We start from the raw sequence: 18,500 nt of genomic DNA, 5'->3' as shown, positions 1-18,500 counted from the left end.
AACCTCGGCGGGCAGGCGCAGGCATACTGCAGGCCCCGCGCGGGCCTCTCGCCCGGCGCGGACCGCCGCCCGCCATGACCCCCCTTGCCCTGCTCCTCGTCCTCGCCGCTGCGCTGTGCCACGCCAGCTGGAACCTCATCGTCAAGCGCCATGGCGGCGGCCAAGAGGTGGTGCTGATCAGCGCCATCCTCGTCGGCCTCGTGTGGGCGCCCGTGGCCCTCTGGCAGGGCTGGGACACGGTGCCGCGCTTCGGGGCGGTCGAATGGGCGGCGCTGGCGGCCAGCGCGGTGCTGCACCTCGTCTATTTCAACTGCCTGCTCTACGGCTACCGCGTCTCGGACCTCACCGTGGTCTACCCGGTGGCGCGCGGCAGCGGCCCACTGCTGAGCACGCTCGGCGCCGTGCTGCTGCTGGACGAACCCCTGAGCATGACCGGCGCCATCGGCGCACTGGCCGTGGTCGCCGGCGTGTTCCTCATCGCGGGCGGCCCGGCGCTGCTGCGTCAGGCGCACGACCCGGCGCGCAAGGCGCGGGTCCTGCTGGGCCTGCGCTGGGGCGCCATCACGGGGGCCTGCATCGCGGGCTACACCGTGCTGGACGGCTACTCGGTGAAGATCCTCCTCATCTCGCCCATCGTGCTGGATTACCTCGGCAATGTGCTGCGGATCCCCGTGATGCTGCCCCTGGCCCTGCGCGACCCGGCCGGTTTCCGCGCCGCCTGGCGTCGGCAATGGCGTGTCGCCCTGGCGGTCGCCGTGCTGGGACCGGCCAGCTATGTGATGGTGCTGTATGCCATGCGGCTGGCACCGCTGAGCCATGTGGCGCCGGCGCGGGAGCTGTCGATGCTCTTCGCCGCGCTGGCCGGCGGCTCGCTGCTCGGGGAGGGCGACCGCGCCTTGCGCCTGCTCGGCGCCGCGTTCATCGCCCTGGGCGTGATGGGACTGGCGCTCGGCTGAGGCAGCGCCGCCTGGATCAGGGCGAGGCGAAGTCCTGCGTCCACGTCAGGCGGCCCGTGCCACCGTTGGCCCGCACGCAGGCGAGGCCCATGTCCACATAGCGCGCGTTCATGATGTTGCGGCAGTGGCCCTCGCTGTTCATCCAGGCCTGCACGACGGACTCGGCCGAGCTCTGCCCCGCGGCGATGTTCTCGCCCCACGAGGACCACCGATAGCCGGCGGCACTGATGCGCTGCCCGGCATTGCTGCCGTCCGATCCCGTGTGGTCGAAGAAGTTGCGGTCCACCATGTCCTGGGAGTGCCGCTGCGCTGCCTGCGCGAGCGCCGTGCTCCAGCGGATCGCACTGACCGCCGGCATCGACTGCGTGCCGCAGACCGCGCCGCGCTGCCGCTGCGTGTTGACCAGGCGCAGCAGGCTGGCCTGGAAGTCCGGCAGACCGCAGTCGGCCGCCAGGGGGGTGGGTGAAGGTGTCGGCGTGGGCGTGGGCGTGGGCCTGGGCGTGGGCGTGGGCGTGGGTGCTGGTGCTGGTGCTGGTGCTGGTGCTGGTGCCGGGGCAGGAGCAGGAGCAGGAGCAGGAGCAGGAGCAGGAGCGGGCGTAGGCGTAGGCGTAGGCGTAGGCGCTGGCGCTGGTGCTGGTGCTGGTGCTGGTGCTGGTGCGGGCGCAGGTGCCGGTGCCGGTGCGGGCGCAGGTGCCGGCGCAGGCGCAGGCACAGGGGCCGACGCCGCCGGGGAGGTCGGCACCGGCGCGGGCGTCGGCGCCGTGGACGAGCCCCCGCCCCCGCATGCCTGCAGCAGCAACAGAAGGCTCAGCACGCCCAGGGGCTTGCGGGAAGGCAGGGAGGAAGACGGCATGACGGCTCGGGAGGGAGGCCCACAGGGGGCGGCGGCGCATTGTGAAGGGGCTCGGGCCGCCTGGCGCGCGCCTGCAACAACTGCACACCGTCTCATGCAGCTTGTTGCGCCCGCGCCCGGCGCGATGCCGCCCCTCGGGCCGCCGGCAAGCGGTGAAGTCCCCAGGCGTCCGGGCGACAGGCGGGTGCTAGGCTGGCGCCCTCCTCGTTCACGTCGCCTGGCCACCGTTGCGGCCCCTGCCCATGATTCCCATGCCCCCGCCCGGCACGGTCCTGCCGCCCATTCCGCCGACCGCCCCCCGCCTGGTCGATGACGGCCTTGAGCTGGGTCGCAACTACTGGGTCTGCGACAACGTGCTGCCCAACGCCCACGAGATCCGCGAGCGCTGCCTGCAGCACCAGGACTGGCATTACGGCTTTCCCCACGCCAAGGAGAGCTGGCCGGGCATGCGCTTCCGGGGCGCCCTGAACGAGGACGAGATCGCGCAGCTGGAAAGCCGTGTCCGTGAACTCACGGGCGCCCGGCGCCTGTGGGTCGGTACCGCGCCCAATGGGGCGACGCTGGACTTCAATGTCGCCCAGCTCGTCGGGGCCAAGGAATGCGGCGCCCGCCCGCATACCGACCGGCGCGACCTCTGCACCTATGCCGCCGTGCTCTACCTGCACCCCGACCCTCCGGCGGACAGCGGCACCAGCTTCTACCGGCTGCGCTACCCCAACGGCGCAATCGGCGGCAACCTCGTGGGCGCGCCGCACAAGAGCCTGGTGGATGCGCTGAACGTGCGCAGCCTGCCGCCGCAGGCCTGGTACGAGGAGCGGCGCGTGGACAACCGCTTCAACCGCCTGCTGCTCTACAAGGCGGCCCTCGTCCACAGCGCGACCGGCTATTTCGGCGAGCAGCTGTCGGACAAGCGACTCACGGCCGTCTTCTTCTGGCTCGCAGAACACTGACTTGTTCACGGTCTGTGCCGGTCTGGCGCGCCCCGGGCTTGCCACACCCCCGGACGTCGGCTAGCGTCCACCTGCCGACTGCCACCATCGCCATGAAAAAAATCCTGATCGTTGATGACCAGAACGAGATCCGCGATCTGCTGCGCATGACGCTGGAGCTGGCGCAGAGCTTCTCGCTCACCGAGGCAGGCACCGCCGACGAGGCGCTGGCGAAGGTCAAGGCCGAACAGCCCGACCTCATCCTGATGGACGTGATGATGCCCGGCGGGATGTCGGGCCTCGAGGCCTGCCGCCAGATCAAGCAGGCCGCTGAGCCCGGGACGGCGCCCAAGGTCGTGATCGTCAGCGCCCGCCCGTTCTCGGACATGCAGGCGGAGTTCGAGGCCTCCGGCGCCGACCTCTTCATCGCCAAGCCCTTCGGCCCCATCCAGCTGGTGCAGGGCATCATGAGCCTCTACGGCCCGCCCGGCGGCGACGCCTGACCCCCGGGCAAGCACCAACACCACCGCGCATCTGACGGATTAGCATCGCGCTCCAGAGTCAGGCCCCAGGAGGCCTGCCACCCTGGAGGGATCCAGCCCTGACCGCATCCAAGCGGTCGCCCACACCTGACCAAGGACTGGATCATGAAATCGATCAAGAAGCGCATTGCCCTGTTCGCACTGGCCGCCATCTGCGGGGGAGCCATTGCCTACCCGCCGCCCAGCTACTTCTGCTACAAGGCCTGCGCCAAGGCCTTCCTGAAGGGCACCCCCGAGTACGCCGAGTGCATCGCCGAGTGCGATGACATCTATCCCTGACGTCGTGCCATGGGGCCCGCCTGAGGCGGGCTCCACCGGGCGGCAGGCCCGAGGGCGCCGCGCCCCCGGCGCCTGCCGCGCCATCCCCTGAACCTCCTCCATCCGGGCCGCGAGGCCTTCTGCCAATGCATCGCCTGCTACGCCGATTCGGTCCCGCGCTGGCCATCGTGGCGCTGGGCCTCGCGGCCGGCTATGCCGCGCCCCGCGTGCCGACGTGGCTGCGCCCAGCCTATACCGAGGGCGACTACCGCGCCCACTTCCAGGGCCACGCCGAGCCGGTGCTCCTGTATGGCACCGCCAGCTGCCGCTATTGCAAGGCCGCGCGGGCCTACTTCCAGGCCCGCCGGATCCCCTTCGCCGACCTGGACGTGCAACAGGACCCCGAACAGCAGCGCCGCCTGCAAAGCCTGGGAGAGGGGCAGGCCGTGCCCGTCGTCCTCATCGGGCGGCGCATGATCGTGGGCTACCAGCCGGAGGCCTTCGAGGCGGCCCTCGCCCAGCTCCCGCCCTGAGCACGCCGCCGGGCCGGGATCGGCCGATGTGCCGGAGCGTCCATCATGAATTCTGGTGGCGAGTTCCCAACCAGAAGGCATGGCGCGGACCTCCCGGCTTGCTATAAAGCGGGCCTGCCTGTCTTTGTCTGTGCCCGCCATGCTCCAACGCCGCTCCCTCCTCACCCGCAGCGCCCGCGCCCTCGTGCTGGCCGGTGTCTGCAGTCTCCTGCCGCTGGGGGCCGCGACGGCCGCGGAGGCCGGCACCGACGCCGCCAAGCGGGCCCTCGCCTACAGCGACTACGCCCCGTGGCGCAGCATCCAGGGCGCCGTGCTGTCGCGGGACGGCCGCTTCGCCGCGTATGCCCTGGTCGGGCAGGAGAGCGATGGCGAGCTGGTCGTGCGTCGGCTGGCCGACGGGCAGGAATGGCGCGTGCCGCGCGGCCTGCAGCCCGTGTTCAGTGCCGACAGCCGCTTCCTGGCCTTTGCCCAGGCTCCCACGCGCGCGGCGCAGGACCAGGCCCGCAAGGACAAGAAGAAGGGCGACGACGCGCCCAAGCCAGGCGCCGGCTGGCTGGATCTTGACAGCGGCCGCTTCGAGACCGTGGACCGCGTCAAGCGCGTCGCCTTCGCCGAGGACGGCGGCAGCCGCCTGGCCCTGTGGCTGGAAGCGCCGGCCAAGCCGGACGGCAAGACCGATGCCAAGAGCGACACCCGCAAGGCCGGCACCGCCCCGGCTGACGACGACGGCCCGGACCAGATCGCCCTCAGCGAGACCGGCTTCTTCGGGGCCAGCCATGCCAGCGCCGAGGCCGGCCGGAAGAAGGATGCCGGCACCGCGCTGCTGCTGGTGAATCCCGCCGACGGCCAGCGCCAGCGCCTGGAGGACGTCAGTGCCTTCGCCTGGAGCCGGGATGGCCTGCGGCTGGCGTTTGCCGTCACCACGCCGGCCCCGAAAGACACGAAGGACTCGAAAGCCCCGAAGGACGCCAAGCCCCCGCGCGACGGGGTCTACCTCCTCGCCGGCACGGGCGGCGAGCCGCGCCTGCTCCTGGGCGGCCGGGGCGCCTACCGGCAGCTGCAGTTCGACGACGCCGGCCGCCAGCTGGCCTTCGTCAGCAACCGGGACCATCTGGCCCAGGACGCCGGCGCGGAGCGCAAGGAGGACGGCAAGGGTGATGGCAAGGACGACGCCAAGGCCCCCGCCACGCCCTTCAAGCTGTACCACTGGCGCGCGGACGAAGCCGGCGCCGTCGAGCTGCTGGCCGCCGGCAACGCGGGGCTGCGGGAGGGTTTCTCCCCCAGCGAGCACGCCAGCCTGCGTTTCAGCAAGGACGGCCGCCGCCTCTTCCTGGGCACCGCCCCGCTGCCCCCGGAGCCGGCCAAGGACGCACCGGAGCCGCTCAAGGTCGACCTCTGGCACTGGCAGGACCCGGAGCTGCAGTCCATGCAGAAGGTGCGGGCCGAGAAGGAGAGGCTCCGCAGCTACCGTGCCGTGGTCCACCTGGACCTGCCGGCCGAACGGCGCTTCGTGCAGCTGGCCACGCCGGAGCTGCCGGAGGTCGTCGTCAATGACAACGCCGACTTCGCCCTGGGCTTCAACGAGCTCCCGTATCGCGCACTGCAGTCCTGGGACACGCTCTACCGCGACGCCTACGCCGTGAGCCTGAAGGACGGCAGCACGCGCCTGCTGGCACGCCGGCTGCGCGGCATGCCGCTGCTCTCGCCCGGCGGGCGCTACGTGACGGCCTTCCTGCCCGAGAAGAAGCAGTGGATGGCCTGGCGCACCCAGGACGGCAGCGCCCGCGCCCTGACGGCCGGCATCGCCGGCGAGCACTTCGAGAACGTGGAGCGCGACGTCGTCGAGCCCGCCGATGCCTACGGGCAGGTCGGCTGGCTGCCCGACGACCGCGCGGTGGTGCTGAACGCCCAGTTCGACCTCTGGTCCGTCGACCCCGAAAGCCTGGCGGCGAAGCGCCTCACGCCGGGCATCAACACGGCCCGGCCTGGCGCTGCATCGCCCCGGATCCAGCTGCGCCTGCAGCGCGTGGATGACGAGGGCGGCGACCGCACCGAGCGCGAGGAGCAGCGCCACGCCCGGCCCCTGCCCGCCGGCCCCTGGATCCTGCTCGGGACGGCCGAGCAGGACAAGTCCACCGCCTTCTACCGGATCGACCCGGCCGGCACCAGCGCCCCCGAGCGCCTGCTGCACCGCCCGCAGCTGCTCGGCGGCCTCGTGAAGGCGCGCGATGCCGAGGTCTGGCTGCACACCGCGCAGGACTTCCGCACCTTCCCGGATCTCTGGCTGAGCCAGGGGCCGCTCGGCCAGGGCCAGCGCCTGAGCGACGCCAATCCGCAACAGGCGCGCCTGCGCTGGGGCACGCAGGAGATCATCGGCTACACCTCGGCCAAGGGGCGCCCGCTGCGCGCCCTGCTGGCCAAGCCCGAGGACTTCGACCCCAGGAAGAAGTACCCGCTGATGGTCTACATCTACGAAAAGATGACGGACAACCTGCACCGCTATGTGCCCCCGGCACCCGGTCAGAACATCAACGTGAGCCGCTACGTCAGCAAGGGCTACCTCGTGCTGCGTCCGGACATCGTCTACACGATCGGCCACCCGGGCCAGAGCGCGATGGACACGGTCATTCCCGCCATCCAGCAGCTGGTGAAGCAAGGCTTCGTCGACGAGAAGCGCATCGGCATCCAGGGACACAGCTGGGGCGCCTACCAGGTCAACCACCTGCTCACCCGCACCACGATGTTCCGCGCGGCCGAGGCCGGGGCCTCGATGGCCAACATGATCAGCGGCTACGGCGGCATCCGCTGGGGCACGGGCCGCAGCCGCGCCTTCCAGTACGAGCAGCAGCAGAGCCGCATCGGCGCCACGCCCTGGCAGCGGCCGGACCTGTACGTCGAGAACTCGCCGATCTTCCGCATCGACCGCATCACCACGCCCTACCTCACCGTGCACAACGACGAGGATGACGCCGTGCCCTACTACCAGGCCATCGAGTTCTTCACCGCGCTGCGCCGCCTGGGCAAGGAGGCGTACTGGTTCAACTACAACGGCGAGAAGCACGGCCTGCGGGACCGCGACGCCCTCAAGCATTTCACGGTGCACATGGGCGAGTTCTTCGACCACTACCTGCTCGGCGAGCCGCGCCCGGCCTGGATGGACCAGCCGGTGCCCTATCTGGAGCGCGGCAAGCGCGACGTGATGCCGCTGTTCAAGCCGGTCGCCGAGCGCATCCCGGTCCGCGCGCCCGTGATCGAGGACCCGTCGACGCCGCCGCCTCAGCCGCTGCAGACGCGCTGAGGGCTCAGCCTGCCGACTTGTCGACCCGGGCGGCCGGCGCGGCGCCGGCGGGCGACACGGGCGGTGCCGGCTGCTCGCGGGCGAGGGCCTCGAAGAAGCTCTCGCTCATGGTGCCGGCACTCAGGCGGTGCACCAGCGCCATCATGAACCGGCGCTTGGCGGCCAGGGCCAGGTCCTGCTCGGACCAGGCCTTGACCCGGCCGGCGTAGCCCGGCGTCATCAGCCAGCCGAAGACCTCGGCCTTGTCTTCCTCGGGGCCGTAGAGGGCATAGCGGCTGACCAGCCCGGCCGCCGGATGACCCAGGTTGTGGAAGGTGCCGCCATAGGCCGTGGCGCCCCCCTGCCCGTAGGCCAGCCCCTCGGGATTGAGCGCCAGCCAGGCCGGGTCGCGGTAGTAGAAGTCGCCGAAGAGGCGCAGTTCGACGAGATGGTAGAGCTCGTGATGCACACGCAGCTCCATGCCGGCGGCGCACAGCGGATTGGCGTTGTCCGCGTAGACCACGGCGTGTCGCTCGGGCGCCGGCATGGCCAGGCGCATCTGGGTCTCCCCGACGACCAGATCCTTCACCAGCCCCACTTCCTGCAGGCCGGTCCGTTGGAAGAAGCTGGGGTGGTAGCGCTCCAGCGCCGGCAGCACGACGGCCAGCAGGCGGCGCAGGCGCGCCAGCTCGGCCGGCTCCCCGCCGAATCGCTGTGCCTGTGCGTGCGCCCAGGGGCCGTCCCAGTTCGCCCGCAAGCCCAAGGCCTGCAGACGCTGCTCGGCGTGGTCCCGCAAGGCCGCGAGGGGCGCGCCCAGCGGCACCGGCAGCTCGTAGCGGAATTCGGAGGGGCACTCCATCGCCAGGCTGTCCGGCCCCTGCACCGGCTTGCCAGGCCCGCCCGATCCGCCCGGGCCGATCCCGGCGCAGGCACTCAGGACGACGAGCACGGCGGCACACACACTGCGCGCGGCGGCCTGGCGCCCCGCCAGGGCGCGGCACCGCGACACCAGCCCGCGCGGTGCCGGGCCCTGCGCGCGGTCGCCTCGCGGCCGTGATGTCCGGTCCGCCGTGCCGTCCCTTGCCTTGTCGCCCGCTGCGCCCATGCCCGCTGTCCTCCCTGTTGACGGGCCGGTCGTCGCGGCCGCGGCTCCGCCCGGCGGCGCCATCCGCTGATCCGGATGGTCTGCACGACCCGGCCCGTGGCGGATGGTAGCGGCCTCGCGCATGGGATGATGGCGGCGCGGCGCGCCTGCCGCACGCCCTCTGTCTCCCACGGACCCGCGCCATGCTCGACGCCATCGAACTCCAGACCCCGGCCGCGCCGGCCGCCAGCCTCATCGTCCTGCACGGCCTCGGCGCCAGCGGGGACGACTTCGTGCCCGTCTGCCAGGCCATGGACCTGCGCGGCGTCGGCGGCCTGCGCGTGATCCTGCCGCAGGCCCCGGATCGGCCCGTGTCCATCAACGGCGGCTACCGCATGCCCGCCTGGTATGACATCGGCCTCGACGCCACGGGGCAGCGGGTCGAGGACGAGCGCGGGCTGCGGGAGTCCCAGCGCAGCATCGAGGCCCTGATCGCCAGGGAGATCGAGCGCGGCATCCCCGCCTCGCGCATCGTGCTGATGGGCTTTTCGCAGGGCGCCGCCATGACGCTGATGACGGGCCTGCGCCATCCGCAGCGGCTGGCGGGCCTGGTGGCGCTGTCAGGTTATCTGCCGCTGGCCTCGACCACCGAGGCCGAGCGGCAGGCCGCCAACGTCGACGTGCCACTCTTCCTGGCCCATGGCGATGCCGACGAGGTCGTGCTGCCCGCCCGCGGGATGGCCGCCAAGGTGGCGCTCGAGCGCCTGGGCTACCGGCCGCAGTGGCACGGCTATGCCATGGGCCACGAGGTCTGCATGGACGAGATCCACGACATCGCCGGCTTCATCAGCCGCTGCCTGGCGCCGGACGCCGCCGCCAGCGCGGGTGAGCGCTGACGGGCCGCCTCGCCCGTCGCCCCCCGTTCAGAAGCTCAGCACGAAGCAGGCCCCGCCCTGTGCCGGCCGGTGCAGGCGCACCGTCCCGCCCATGCCGTGCACCAGCTGCCGCACCACCGCAAGCCCGATGCCGCGCGCGCCCTGGGTGGCGTCGCGGGGCCGGGTGCTGAAGAAGGGCAGGAAGATGTCCCGCTCCAACCCCGGCGGCACGCCCGGGCCGTTGTCGCGCACCTCGATGCGCAGGCGCCCGCCGCGGCCGAGCCGGGCCTGCACCCAGGCCTCGGGTCGGCACTCGTCCTGCGTGGCCTGCTCGGCATTGCCCAGCAGGTTCAGCAGCACCTGCTCCAGCTGCCCGGCATCGGCCGTCAGCAGCAGGCCGGACGCCGGCAGCTCGAAATGCAGCGCGCCGCCGCGTGCCTGCCATCGCGCTGACAGCAGCTGCGCCAGGCGGTCGAACAGGGCCTGCAGCGGCACCGGCTCCAGCATGGGATCCGGCCAGTCGCTGATGCGGCGGTAGTCGCCCACGAAGCGCGACAACGCCTCCGCCCGCCGGGCGATCGCCTCCAGCGCCAGCTGCAGGTCCGCCCGACTGGCCTCGTCGGCCCCAGGGCCGCAGGCGGCGGCGGGCGGCAGCGCCTCCGCCTGCAGCTCCTGCGCGCTGCGCGCCAGCGAGGCGATGGGCGTCAGCGAGTTCATGATCTCGTGGGTCAGCACATGCACCAGCTGGCGCCAGGCGCGCAGCGTCTCGGCCTCCAGCGCCGACTCCAGCGGCTGCAGCGCCAGCAGCCAGCCCAGCTGGCCGTCCTGGATCCAGGCCCGCGACGCCAGCAGACAGCGCTCCTCGCCCCGCTCCGTGTCGACGCGCAGCCAGCTGCGCTGCCGGCTCGCCGCCTCGGCGTGCTCGTGCAGCTGCGCCAGCAAGGTGGCCGCGTCACGTGCCCCGCCGGGCGCCAGCCAGCGCCGGGCCGCCCCGTTCAGGGCCTCGGGGGCGCCGCCTGACGGGCAGCGCCACAGGGCGACGGGCGCCTCGTCCAGCAGCGCCTCGCTCAGCGTCGCGGCGTGCTCCCGCTGCCGCAGCAGCGCCTCCTGCCCTTCGCCGGCGCGCGCCCGTGCGCCCAGCTCGTGCATCGCCCGCAAGAGAGGCAAGACCTGACCCCACATCAGCGCAAGGATCACCAGCAGGACCAGCCCGGCGAGGACCCGTGCACGCGCATCGTCCAGCGCCCCGATGGCCGACGCCGCCAGCAGCGCCAGGCCGAGCAGCGGCAGCAGACGCCAGGCGGCGCGGCGAAGGAGGGGCTCAGAGTCCATGCTTGTCCAGACGGCGGTAGAGCGCGGCGCGGGACACCCCCAGGCGCCGCGCGGCCTCGCTGACATTGCCCTGGGCCAGGCGCATGGCCTCGTCCAGCGCGGCGCGTTCGCGCTCCGCCAGGGTCTGGCCTGTTGACGGACGATCCGCCTCGGCAGGGGCCGCGCCGGGCGCGACGAGCCCCTCCAGCTGGAAGTCCGCCGGCTCGAACTGCGCGCCCGGCGCCAGGATCACGGCCCGTTCGCAGGCCTGGCGCAGGTCCCGCACATTGCCCGGCCAGTCGTGTGCCTGCAGCCGCTGCATCGCGGCAGCGCTCAGCGGGCGGGGCGGGCGACCGTGCTCGGCCGCGAAGCGCGCCAGGAAGTGGGTGGCCAGCTGCGGGATGTCTTCACGCCGCGCCCGCAGCGGCGGCACGCGCAGCACGATGGTGTTGAGGCGGTACAGCAGATCGGGGCGGAAGCGCTGCGGGTCGAAGAGGGCCGTCTCGTCGAGGTTCGTGGCACTGACGATGCGGGCCTGCAGCGGCAGCGGCGTGTCCGCGCCCAGCGGCGTGAACTCGCGCCGCTCGAGCACGGCCAGCAGGCGCGCCTGCCCTGACATCGACAGGTTGCCGATCTCGTCCAGCAGCAGCGTGCCGCCGGCCGCCGCCAGGAAGCGGCCGGGACGGTCCTGGCGTGCGTCGGTGTAGCTGCCGCGGCGATGGCCGAAGAGCTCGCTTTCCAGCAAGGTGTCCGGCAGCGAACCCAGGTCCACGGCCAGCAGCGGTCGCAGGCGACGCGGCGAGCGCTCGTGCAGCTCGCGCGCGACCAGTTCCTTGCCCGCGCCCATCTCACCCAGCACCAGCACATGCGCATCCGTCGCCGCCACGGCGGCAATCAGGCGACGCAGCTCCTGCATGGGCGGGGACTGCCCGAGCAGCGCGCTCGGCGGCCCTGCCTCCGGCGCTGCGCCGGCCAGCCGTGACGGATCGCGCAGCGCAAGGGCCGCGGCCACTGCAGCCAGCAGGCGGGGGTGGTCCCAGGGCTTGGTGACGAAGTCCAGCGCGCCTGCCTTGAGCGCCTGGACGGCCAGCTCCACGCCCGCGTAGGCCGTCATCACGATCACCTGAGGCGCGCCGGGCTGCTGCCTCAGCTGCCGCAGCAGCGACAGCCCCTGCGCGCCGTCACTGTGGCCCGGCAGGAAGTTCATGTCCAGCAGCAGCAGGTCGGGCCGCCATTGCGCTATCGTCGCGGCCAGCTCGGTCGGACGCTCCAGACAGCGGACCTCGCCGAAGCGTCGCTGCAGCAGCAGGCGGGCGGCGATGCCGACGTCCGGGTCGTCGTCGAGCACAAGGAGGCGGGCCGGGCTGGTCAGCATGGGCGCGACCATACCAGCCCCGCCCCGGTGTCCGCCAGCGACTGTCCGGATCCGGACACCTCCACGCCCCTGCTGTACCGCCCCCGGACAGTGCCGCCCGCGGCGACCCCGTCGGCAGGCGCTGCCGGGCGCTGGCATGCGCCTTGCGATGAGGCCAGGCATGCAACGCTCGCCCGAGACTCCCACCGCACCGCCCGCGCCCCCCGCTCACTTGCGAGCCCTGTCCGGCGCCGCCATGGACCGCCTGCTGCCGCCCAGCCGCTGGCGGCATGCACGTCGGGCCGCCTGGGCTCTGCTGCCGGCCCTGGCCCTGCTCGCTTGGGCGCTCGCGCCGCAGGGCGTGCGGGTCCAGGCCCGGGACCTGCAGTGGGCGACCGTCGAGCAGGGGCCCTTTCTGGACGAGCTCACGCTGCGGGCGCAGGCCCAGCCGCAGGAGCAGCTGATGATCGATGCGACCGAGGGTGGGCGTGTCGAGGCCGTGCAGGTCCGGGACGGGCAGGCGATCACGGCGGGCCAGACGCTCGTGCTGCTCTCCAATCCGCAGCGCGAGCAGGAGGTGCTGGCCCGCACGGCCGAGGTGGCGCAGCAGCTCGCCAACCTCTCCACGCTGCGCGCGGCCCAGGCGGGCGCACAGGCCCAGTGGCGGCGTGAGCTGGCCCAGCGCCGGCATGAGCTCGCCCTGGCCAGCGACGAGTCCGAGCGCCAGCAGGCCTTGGCCGCGCAAGGCTTTGTCTCGCCGCTGGCCGCGCGCAACGCCCGTCGCCAGGCCGAGCTGCAGGCCGAGCTGCTGCGGCAGTGCGAGGAGGACAGCCAGGCCGAGCTGCGGGTGCGGGCCCGCACCGTCACCGAGATGGAGCGGGCGGTGCAGGGTCTCTCGTCCGGCCTGACGCTGGTGCGCCAGGCCGCCGGCCGCCTGACCGTGCGCTCACCGGGCGCCGGCCAGCTCAGCGGCTTCGATCTGCAGGTGGGCAGCGTGGTCCGCGCGGGCGAGCGGCTCGGCCGCATCGACGACCGCCGGCACTGGCGGCTGCAGGCCGAGGTCGACGAGTTCTACGACGCGCGCGTCCGCCCCGGCCTTGAGGCGCGGCTCACCCTGGGCGGCAAGACCTGGCCCCTCGTGCTGCGAGATCGGCAGGAGACGGTGCAGCAGGGGCGCTTCCGGGTGTCGTTCGCGTTTGCCGACCCGCCGCCCGAGGGCCTGCGCGCCGGCCAGTCCTTCGAGCTCAGCGTGCAGCTGGGCGCCCCCGCGCAGGCGCTGTGGCTGCCCACCGGCGCCTACCTCGACGAGGGGGGCGGCAGCGTCTACGTGCGGGAGAACGGCGGGCCGCTGGCCCACCGGCGTGCCGTGCAGCTGGGTCGGCGCACGGGCACGCAGGTGGAGCTGCTGGCCGGGCTGCGCGCGGGCGAGCGTGTGCTGGTGAGCGCCAGCGCCCGCCATGCCGGACAGCCCGTGCTGCGCCTCGTCGGCGAGGGCGCGGACGAGGCCGAACGCCCGCCTGCCTCCCCCCGATAGACCCGCCCCCCATTCGCACGAAGCGCCCCCGGCGCCCTACCATTGCCCCCGGAGATCCCGATGATCCATTTGAAATCCCTCAGCAAGCGCCACCGCAGCGGCGACGTCGAGACCACGGCGCTGGACCGCGTCGACCTGCAGATCGAGGCCGGCGAGTACCTCGCCATCACCGGGCCCTCCGGCTGCGGCAAGACCACGCTGCTGTCGCTGCTGGGCCTGCTGGACCGCCCGAGCGACGGCGAGTACTGGTTCGACGGGCGCGAACTCTCGCGCTGCACCGAGCGCGAGCTGGCGCTGCTGCGCCGGGGACAGATCGGCTTCGTGTTCCAGAGCTTCAACCTGATCGACGAGCTGAGCGTCGAGGAGAACGTGGGCCTCGCCCTGGACCACGCCGGGCTGCCCGCGCGCGAGCAGCGCCAACGCATCGCGGGGGCGCTCGACCGCCTGGGCCTTGCGCACCGCGCACGGCACCGGCCGTCCCAGCTCTCCGGCGGTCAGCAGCAGCGCGTGGCCATCGCCCGCGCCATCGTGCGACGCCCGAGCCTGCTGCTGGCGGACGAACCCACCGGCAACCTCGACAGCGCGCAGGGTCAGGAGGTCATGCGCCTGCTGCGTGAGCTCAACGACGAGGGCACGACGCTCGTGATGGTGACGCACTCGCCCACCCATGCCGCCCTGGCGCCCCGCAGCGTGCGGCTGCTGGACGGGCGCGTGCTCGTCGACGCCCTCGCGGCCTGAGGGAGACCGCCATGCGTTTTCCCGATCTCCGCGTCGCGCGGCGGCAGATGGCCGCAGCGCCCCTGCACACGCTCGCCAGCCTGGGCGGCCTCGCGCTGGCCGTGGCCGCCTGCCTGCTGCTCGCGACGCTCATCCTCGAGCGCTTGCTGCCCGACGCGACGCTCCAGGACCCCGAGCGCATCGTGCTGATCGACTTCAAGGGCAACATGCCGGGCCGCCAGGAGGACTGGTTCCTGCGCACGCCCTTCGCCTTCCACGGCGAGCTCAAGCGGGCCGGAGCGCCGCTGACGGACGTCGGCCGCTACCTCGAGGCTGAGCGGACACTTCGCCGCGCCGGCCCATCGGTCGAGGACGAGGGCCGGCCCGTGCGCACCGCCGCCCTGGATGCCGAACTCGCGTCGCTGTTCGCCCTGCAGTCGCTGCGCGGCGATGCCCGCCAGGCCCTCGCCCGGCCGGACCAGCTGGTGGTCACGGCGGACGTCGCACGGCGCCTCTTCGGTCGGGTCGATGTGCTGGGCGAGGCCCTGACGCTCGGCACGCACACGCTGCACGTCGGCGCGGTGATCCGCACGCCCACCGCCCGTCACCCGGTTCAGGCGGAGGTGCTGCTGAACTTCGACAGCCCGGCGGCCGGACTGAGCGAGGACCTCAAGACGGCGTGGTTCTGGGTCAGCGGCCAGGTGTGGGGGCGACTGGCCCCCGGGGTCTCGGCGGCGCAGGCCGGCGCCGTGGCCCAGGGCCTGCTGGACCACAGCCCCGTCATCAAGGAACTGCCGCCGGACTGGGTCGCGGGTGGGCGCAAGGCCGGCTTCATGCGCGCCCTGCCGCTGAGCGAGCGCGGCTTCGAGGGGCGGCTGGGCCAGCAGCAGCGGCAGGTCCTGGCCGCCCTGCTCGGCGCCGGGCTGCTGCTGGGGCTGCTGGCGCTCGTCAATGCCGTGAACCTGGGCGGCGTGCGCATGCTGCAGCGCCAGCGCGAGATCGCCATCCGCCAGAGCCTTGGCGCCGGACCCGGCGGGCTGCTGGGCCTGGCCCTCGCGGAGGCCGGCCTGCAGGCGCTGATTGCCGTCGGCCTCGGGTGGCTGATGGCCTGGCTGCTGGCGCCGTGGATGGCCGGTCAGCTGGAGCTGCCGCAGCCGGACGTCCTCTCCGGGCCGGGCTTGCTGCTGTGCGCCGGGCTGTTCGTCCTCATCACGCTGGTCGTGGCGGCCTACCCGGCCTGGCTCTGCCGGCGCCTGCGCTGCGCCGAGGCGCTGCAGGGGCGGCTGGGTGGCGAAGGCCGCTCCGGGCGCTGGCTGCGACGCCTGTTCGGCGCCCTGCAGTTCGGCTGCGCGCTGCTCGTCGTGGCCATGGCCCTGCTGGTGTGGGCGCAGAACCGGCACGTGCTGGCGCGCGATCTGGGCTACGAGCTGCCCGGCCTGCACGCGCTGACGCTGCCCGCGGGGACGACCCGGACGAAGCTGGAGGCCTTCCAGCAGGCCCTGCGCGCTTTGCCGGGTGTGCGAGGCAGCAGCTGGGCGCAGTGGATCCCTGGCTCGGGGCGGATGGAGCAGGAGGCCCTCATCGAGCGCCTGGAGCGCCAGGTCACCCTGCGCCGGCAGATCGTCGACGGCGACTTCCTCGACCTCTACCGCGTTCGGCTGCTGGCCGGGCAGGTCGGGCGCCCCTCGACCGCCGAGCCCCGGCTCGTGATCGATGCCGACGCCGCCCGGGCGCTGGGCTGGACGCGCCCCGAGGAGGCCGTCGGCCAGACCGTGCAGGACCAGCTGCGCGGCCTGGACCAGGCCCGGAAGCACAGCCGCATCGTGGCGGTGGTCGAGCACCTGGCGCTGGAATCGACCCGCGAGCCGCGCCTGCCACAGGGCTTCCTGCTGCAGGACCCGCCGGAGTCGGGCACCCCGGCGGACGGTCCCGGCGTGCTGCTCCTGCGCAGCTCGCCGGCCTTCGACGCGGCGCAGGTGCACGCCCTGTGGCGGCGGCAGTTTCCCTCGGCCCCCCTGCGGCTGGAACGGCTGGAGGAGGCACTCCTGGAGCCCTACACCCAGGACCTGCGCCTGGGCCATCTGGTGGCCCTGTGTGCGGGCCTGGCGCTGGCCATCGCGGGCTTCGGCATGTACGCGCTGGCGGCGCATCTGGTGCAGCGGCATGCGCGGGAGATCGTGCTGCGCAAGCTGCATGGCGCAAGCACCTGGCAGTCGCTGCGGCGCCTCGGCCGGGAGCTCGCCCTGCTGCTGCTCGCCGGAGCGCTGATCGGGCTGCCGCTGTCGTGGCTGCTCGGTCGCATCTATCTGGGGGGCTTCGCCGATCAGGCGGCGCTGGGCGTCTGGCCGCAGGGGATCGCCCTGGGCGGGCTGCTGGCGGTGGCCCTGCTGGCCAGCCTGCGCCACGGGCTCAAGGCCGTCGCCCTGCGCCCCATCGCGGTGCTGCAGGACTGAAGCGGCGCGCTCAGCGCAGCGCCAGCAGCGCGCGGCAGCGCTCCTCGTGCTGGGCGATTTCCTCGAGCGTCACCTCGATGTCCTCCAGCTGCTGCTCGAGCTGCCGGCGGTGCTGGGCGAGCACCTCGAGGAAGGCCTTGAGCTGCGGGGCGGTATCGGCGCCCGCCGCGTCGTACATGTCCACCAGCTGCTTGATCTCCTGGAGCGACAGCCCCAGGCGCTTGCCGCGCAGCGTCAGCTTCAGCCGGGTGCGGTCGCGATGGGTGTAGACGCGGTTGCGCCCCTCGCGGGCAGGGCTCAGCAGGCCCATGTCCTCGTAGAAGCGGATGGCGCGCGGCGTGATGTCGAACTCCGCCGCCAGCTCCGTGATGGTGAAAAGGCGGGTGCTGCCCTCCGCCGCAGCCTCGGCGGCGGCCGCGTCATCGGGCACCGCCAGGGCTTTTGCGGGGGCGCTCAGGTCGGACTCGATGCTCATGGCTACACTGCGCTGAATGACGTTTACGTTAACGTTAGTCTAAGCCCTTGCAGCCCATGGCCAATCCGCGCGAATCCGAACTGAGCTATCCCTGGGGCGACACCCTCCCCTCGCCCGGCGGCCTGTTGGCCCTGGAGCCTGGCCTGGCCTGGGTGCGCATGGGCCTGCCTTTTGCGCTGGACCACATCAACCTGTGGCTGCTGCGGGACGAGATCGACGGCCGTGCCGGCTGGACGCTCGTCGACTGCGGCGTCGCCAACGACGCCACCCGCACGCTGTGGGAGCAGGTGCTGACGGAGGGCCTCCAGGGCGAGCCGCTGCTGCGCGTGCTGGTCACGCACTTCCATCCGGACCACCTGGGCCTGGCCGCCTGGCTCACCGAGCGCTTCAGCACGCCCGAGCAGCCCTGCCGGCTGTGGATGAGCGCGGCGGACTACAACCTCGGGCGCATCGCCAGCAGCTCGACCGTCGGCATGGGCGGCGAAGCGGCGGCGGCCTTCTTCGCCAGCCATGGCCTCACGGACCCGGAGGCGCAGGCCAAGATCCGCGGCCGCGCCAGCTACTACCCCAGCATGGTGCCCGCCGTGCCCGCGAGCTACCGCCGCCTGATGCCCGGGCAGACGGTGCGGATCGGCGGCGCGCGCTGGCGCTGCATCGGCGGCTACGGCCATGCGCCCGAGCATCTGAGCTTCTTCCGTGAGGACGGCCCGCCGGTGCTCATCTCCGGCGACATGCTGCTGCCGCGCATCTCCACCAACGTCAGCGTGGTGGACGTGGAACCCGAGGCCAATCCGCTGCAGCTCTACCTCGATTCCCTGGCCGCCCTCCTCGAACTCCCGGCAGACACGCTGGTGCTGCCCTCTCATGGCCGGCCCTTCCGCGGCCTGCCGGCACGCGTGGACCAGCTCCAGGCCCACCACCGCGAGCGGCTGGACGAGGTGCTCCAGGCCTGCGCCGACAAGCCCTGCGATGCGGCCGAACTGCTGCCCCTGCTCTTCAAGCGTCCGCTGGACCTGCACCAGACGACCTTTGCCATGGGCGAGTCCATCGCCCACCTGAACGCGCTGTGGCTGGAAGGCCGCCTGCGCCGCGAGCGAGGCGCCGACGGCGTCCTGCGCTTCCGCTGCTGACCGGCGCGCCCTGCGCAGACGGGAACCCAAGAAAAAACCGCCGGCGCTTGCGCGACGGCGGTTTCCCTTTTGGTTGTCGATCGGGCCGGGCAGAGCCCTGGCTCGGCGATCCACGACTGACCCAGATGAATCAGCTGGGATCTCCTGAACACAGCCCGGACGAAACGGCCGCTGAATCGCGGATGCCTGGTTCGCCGAGGGCTGCCCTGTTCCTCTCAG

Annotated in this window: 17 protein-coding genes; 12 read left to right on the top strand and 5 right to left on the bottom strand. The window is 72.8% G+C overall.

Features of this window, described 5'->3' with window-relative positions; genetic code table 11:
* Nucleotides 1–74 precede the first annotated feature (74 nt).
* A complete protein-coding gene (locus QRD43_RS06140; protein WP_285981612.1) occupies nucleotides 75–956 on the top strand; it encodes a DMT family transporter in 882 nt (293 codons plus the stop codon).
* 16 nt (nucleotides 957–972) lie between these two features.
* On the opposite strand, the gene QRD43_RS06135 is transcribed toward QRD43_RS06140, so the two are convergent.
* Nucleotides 973–1,362, bottom strand: coding sequence for a CAP domain-containing protein (locus QRD43_RS06135; protein ID WP_285982486.1), 390 nt, complete (start codon nucleotides 1,360–1,362; stop codon nucleotides 973–975).
* Nucleotides 1,363–1,418: 56 nt separating this feature from the next.
* On the opposite strand from QRD43_RS06135, the gene QRD43_RS06130 reads away from it, so the two are divergent.
* The 6 genes from QRD43_RS06130 to QRD43_RS06105 all read left to right on the top strand — a co-directional run bounded on the left by QRD43_RS06130 (nucleotide 1,419) and on the right by QRD43_RS06105 (nucleotide 7,369).
* Nucleotides 1,419–1,556, top strand: coding sequence for a hypothetical protein (locus tag QRD43_RS06130; protein WP_285982526.1), 138 nt, complete (start codon nucleotides 1,419–1,421; stop codon nucleotides 1,554–1,556).
* Nucleotides 1,557–2,051: 495 nt separating this feature from the next.
* On the top strand, nucleotides 2,052–2,759 hold the full coding sequence (locus tag QRD43_RS06125; protein ID WP_285981611.1) for a DUF6445 family protein: 708 nt from the start codon (nucleotides 2,052–2,054) through the stop codon (nucleotides 2,757–2,759).
* Nucleotides 2,760–2,851: 92 nt separating this feature from the next.
* A complete protein-coding gene (locus QRD43_RS06120) occupies nucleotides 2,852–3,241 on the top strand; it encodes a response regulator transcription factor (RefSeq protein WP_285981610.1) in 390 nt (129 codons plus the stop codon).
* 144 nt (nucleotides 3,242–3,385) lie between these two features.
* Entirely contained in the window at nucleotides 3,386–3,559 is a 174-nt protein-coding gene (locus QRD43_RS06115; RefSeq protein WP_285981609.1) for a hypothetical protein, read from the top strand.
* A gap of 125 nt (nucleotides 3,560–3,684) precedes the next feature.
* Nucleotides 3,685–4,071 carry a glutaredoxin family protein gene (locus QRD43_RS06110; RefSeq protein WP_285981608.1) on the top strand — a complete coding sequence of 129 codons (387 nt, stop codon included), beginning with the start codon at nucleotides 3,685–3,687 and terminating at the stop codon, nucleotides 4,069–4,071.
* A 139-nt stretch (nucleotides 4,072–4,210) separates the two neighbouring features.
* Nucleotides 4,211–7,369 (top strand): prolyl oligopeptidase family serine peptidase, encoded by a 3,159-nt coding sequence (locus tag QRD43_RS06105; protein ID WP_285981607.1) that lies wholly within the window; start codon nucleotides 4,211–4,213, stop codon nucleotides 7,367–7,369.
* A 4-nt stretch (nucleotides 7,370–7,373) separates the two neighbouring features.
* On the opposite strand, the gene QRD43_RS06100 is transcribed toward QRD43_RS06105, so the two are convergent.
* Nucleotides 7,374–8,453, bottom strand: coding sequence for a hypothetical protein (locus QRD43_RS06100; RefSeq protein WP_285981606.1), 1,080 nt, complete (start codon nucleotides 8,451–8,453; stop codon nucleotides 7,374–7,376).
* Nucleotides 8,454–8,635: 182 nt separating this feature from the next.
* Here QRD43_RS06100 and QRD43_RS06095 point away from each other — a divergent pair, with 182 nt between their 5' ends.
* A complete protein-coding gene (locus QRD43_RS06095; protein WP_285981605.1) occupies nucleotides 8,636–9,328 on the top strand; it encodes an alpha/beta hydrolase in 693 nt (230 codons plus the stop codon).
* A gap of 27 nt (nucleotides 9,329–9,355) precedes the next feature.
* Here the strand turns inward: QRD43_RS06095 and QRD43_RS06090 are convergent, their stop codons facing one another.
* On the bottom strand, nucleotides 9,356–10,639 hold the full coding sequence (locus QRD43_RS06090; protein WP_285981604.1) for a sensor histidine kinase: 1,284 nt from the start codon (nucleotides 10,637–10,639) through the stop codon (nucleotides 9,356–9,358).
* The gene (locus QRD43_RS06085; protein WP_285981603.1) at nucleotides 10,629–11,993 is read right to left on the bottom strand and encodes a sigma-54-dependent transcriptional regulator; all 1,365 of its coding nucleotides are present in this window, start codon (nucleotides 11,991–11,993) and stop codon (nucleotides 10,629–10,631) included. The genes QRD43_RS06090 and QRD43_RS06085 overlap by 11 nt, the downstream gene beginning before the upstream one ends.
* Nucleotides 11,994–12,153: 160 nt before the next feature.
* Here QRD43_RS06085 and QRD43_RS06080 point away from each other — a divergent pair, with 160 nt between their 5' ends.
* The 3 genes from QRD43_RS06080 to QRD43_RS06070 are packed head-to-tail and all read left to right on the top strand — an operon-like array spanning nucleotide 12,154 to nucleotide 16,676.
* Entirely contained in the window at nucleotides 12,154–13,506 is a 1,353-nt protein-coding gene (locus QRD43_RS06080; protein WP_285981602.1) for an efflux RND transporter periplasmic adaptor subunit, read from the top strand.
* Between the two features lie 60 nt (nucleotides 13,507–13,566).
* Nucleotides 13,567–14,244 (top strand): ABC transporter ATP-binding protein, encoded by a 678-nt coding sequence (locus tag QRD43_RS06075; protein WP_285981601.1) that lies wholly within the window; start codon nucleotides 13,567–13,569, stop codon nucleotides 14,242–14,244.
* A gap of 11 nt (nucleotides 14,245–14,255) precedes the next feature.
* On the top strand, nucleotides 14,256–16,676 hold the full coding sequence (locus QRD43_RS06070) for an ABC transporter permease (protein WP_285981600.1): 2,421 nt from the start codon (nucleotides 14,256–14,258) through the stop codon (nucleotides 16,674–16,676).
* A 10-nt stretch (nucleotides 16,677–16,686) separates the two neighbouring features.
* On the opposite strand, the gene QRD43_RS06065 is transcribed toward QRD43_RS06070, so the two are convergent.
* Nucleotides 16,687–17,133, bottom strand: a complete 447-nt coding sequence (locus QRD43_RS06065; protein WP_434063855.1) for a MerR family transcriptional regulator — start codon at nucleotides 17,131–17,133, stop codon at nucleotides 16,687–16,689.
* A 74-nt stretch (nucleotides 17,134–17,207) separates the two neighbouring features.
* On the opposite strand from QRD43_RS06065, the gene QRD43_RS06060 reads away from it, so the two are divergent.
* Nucleotides 17,208–18,281 (top strand): MBL fold metallo-hydrolase, encoded by a 1,074-nt coding sequence (locus tag QRD43_RS06060; RefSeq protein WP_285981598.1) that lies wholly within the window; start codon nucleotides 17,208–17,210, stop codon nucleotides 18,279–18,281.
* Nucleotides 18,282–18,500 lie beyond the last annotated feature (219 nt).

The sequence above is a fragment of the Roseateles subflavus genome (assembly GCF_030285365.1).
In the GTDB taxonomy this organism is placed as follows: domain Bacteria; phylum Pseudomonadota; class Gammaproteobacteria; order Burkholderiales; family Burkholderiaceae_C; genus Roseateles_B; species Roseateles_B subflavus.
This window is presented reverse-complemented; position numbering and strand designations above follow the sequence as displayed.

Bases quoted from the DNA above. Each gene is read 5' to 3' on its own strand.
- QRD43_RS06075 (WP_285981601.1), top strand. From the start codon at position 13,567: ATGATCCATTTGAAATCCCTCAGCAAGCGCCACCGCAGCGGCGACGTC.
- QRD43_RS06105 (WP_285981607.1), top strand. From the start codon at position 4,211: ATGCTCCAACGCCGCTCCCTCCTCACCCGCAGCGCCCGCGCCCTCGTG.
- QRD43_RS06085 (WP_285981603.1), bottom strand. From the start codon at position 11,993: ATGCTGACCAGCCCGGCCCGCCTCCTTGTGCTCGACGACGACCCGGAC.
- QRD43_RS06115 (WP_285981609.1), top strand. From the start codon at position 3,386: ATGAAATCGATCAAGAAGCGCATTGCCCTGTTCGCACTGGCCGCCATC.
- QRD43_RS06100 (WP_285981606.1), bottom strand. From the start codon at position 8,453: ATGGGCGCAGCGGGCGACAAGGCAAGGGACGGCACGGCGGACCGGACA.
- QRD43_RS06120 (WP_285981610.1), top strand. From the start codon at position 2,852: ATGAAAAAAATCCTGATCGTTGATGACCAGAACGAGATCCGCGATCTG.
- QRD43_RS06080 (WP_285981602.1), top strand. From the start codon at position 12,154: ATGCAACGCTCGCCCGAGACTCCCACCGCACCGCCCGCGCCCCCCGCT.
- QRD43_RS06060 (WP_285981598.1), top strand. From the start codon at position 17,208: ATGGCCAATCCGCGCGAATCCGAACTGAGCTATCCCTGGGGCGACACC.
- QRD43_RS06125 (WP_285981611.1), top strand. From the start codon at position 2,052: ATGATTCCCATGCCCCCGCCCGGCACGGTCCTGCCGCCCATTCCGCCG.
- QRD43_RS06070 (WP_285981600.1), top strand. From the start codon at position 14,256: ATGCGTTTTCCCGATCTCCGCGTCGCGCGGCGGCAGATGGCCGCAGCG.
- QRD43_RS06090 (WP_285981604.1), bottom strand. From the start codon at position 10,639: ATGGACTCTGAGCCCCTCCTTCGCCGCGCCGCCTGGCGTCTGCTGCCG.
- QRD43_RS06140 (WP_285981612.1), top strand. From the start codon at position 75: ATGACCCCCCTTGCCCTGCTCCTCGTCCTCGCCGCTGCGCTGTGCCAC.
- QRD43_RS06110 (WP_285981608.1), top strand. From the start codon at position 3,685: ATGCATCGCCTGCTACGCCGATTCGGTCCCGCGCTGGCCATCGTGGCG.
- QRD43_RS06095 (WP_285981605.1), top strand. From the start codon at position 8,636: ATGCTCGACGCCATCGAACTCCAGACCCCGGCCGCGCCGGCCGCCAGC.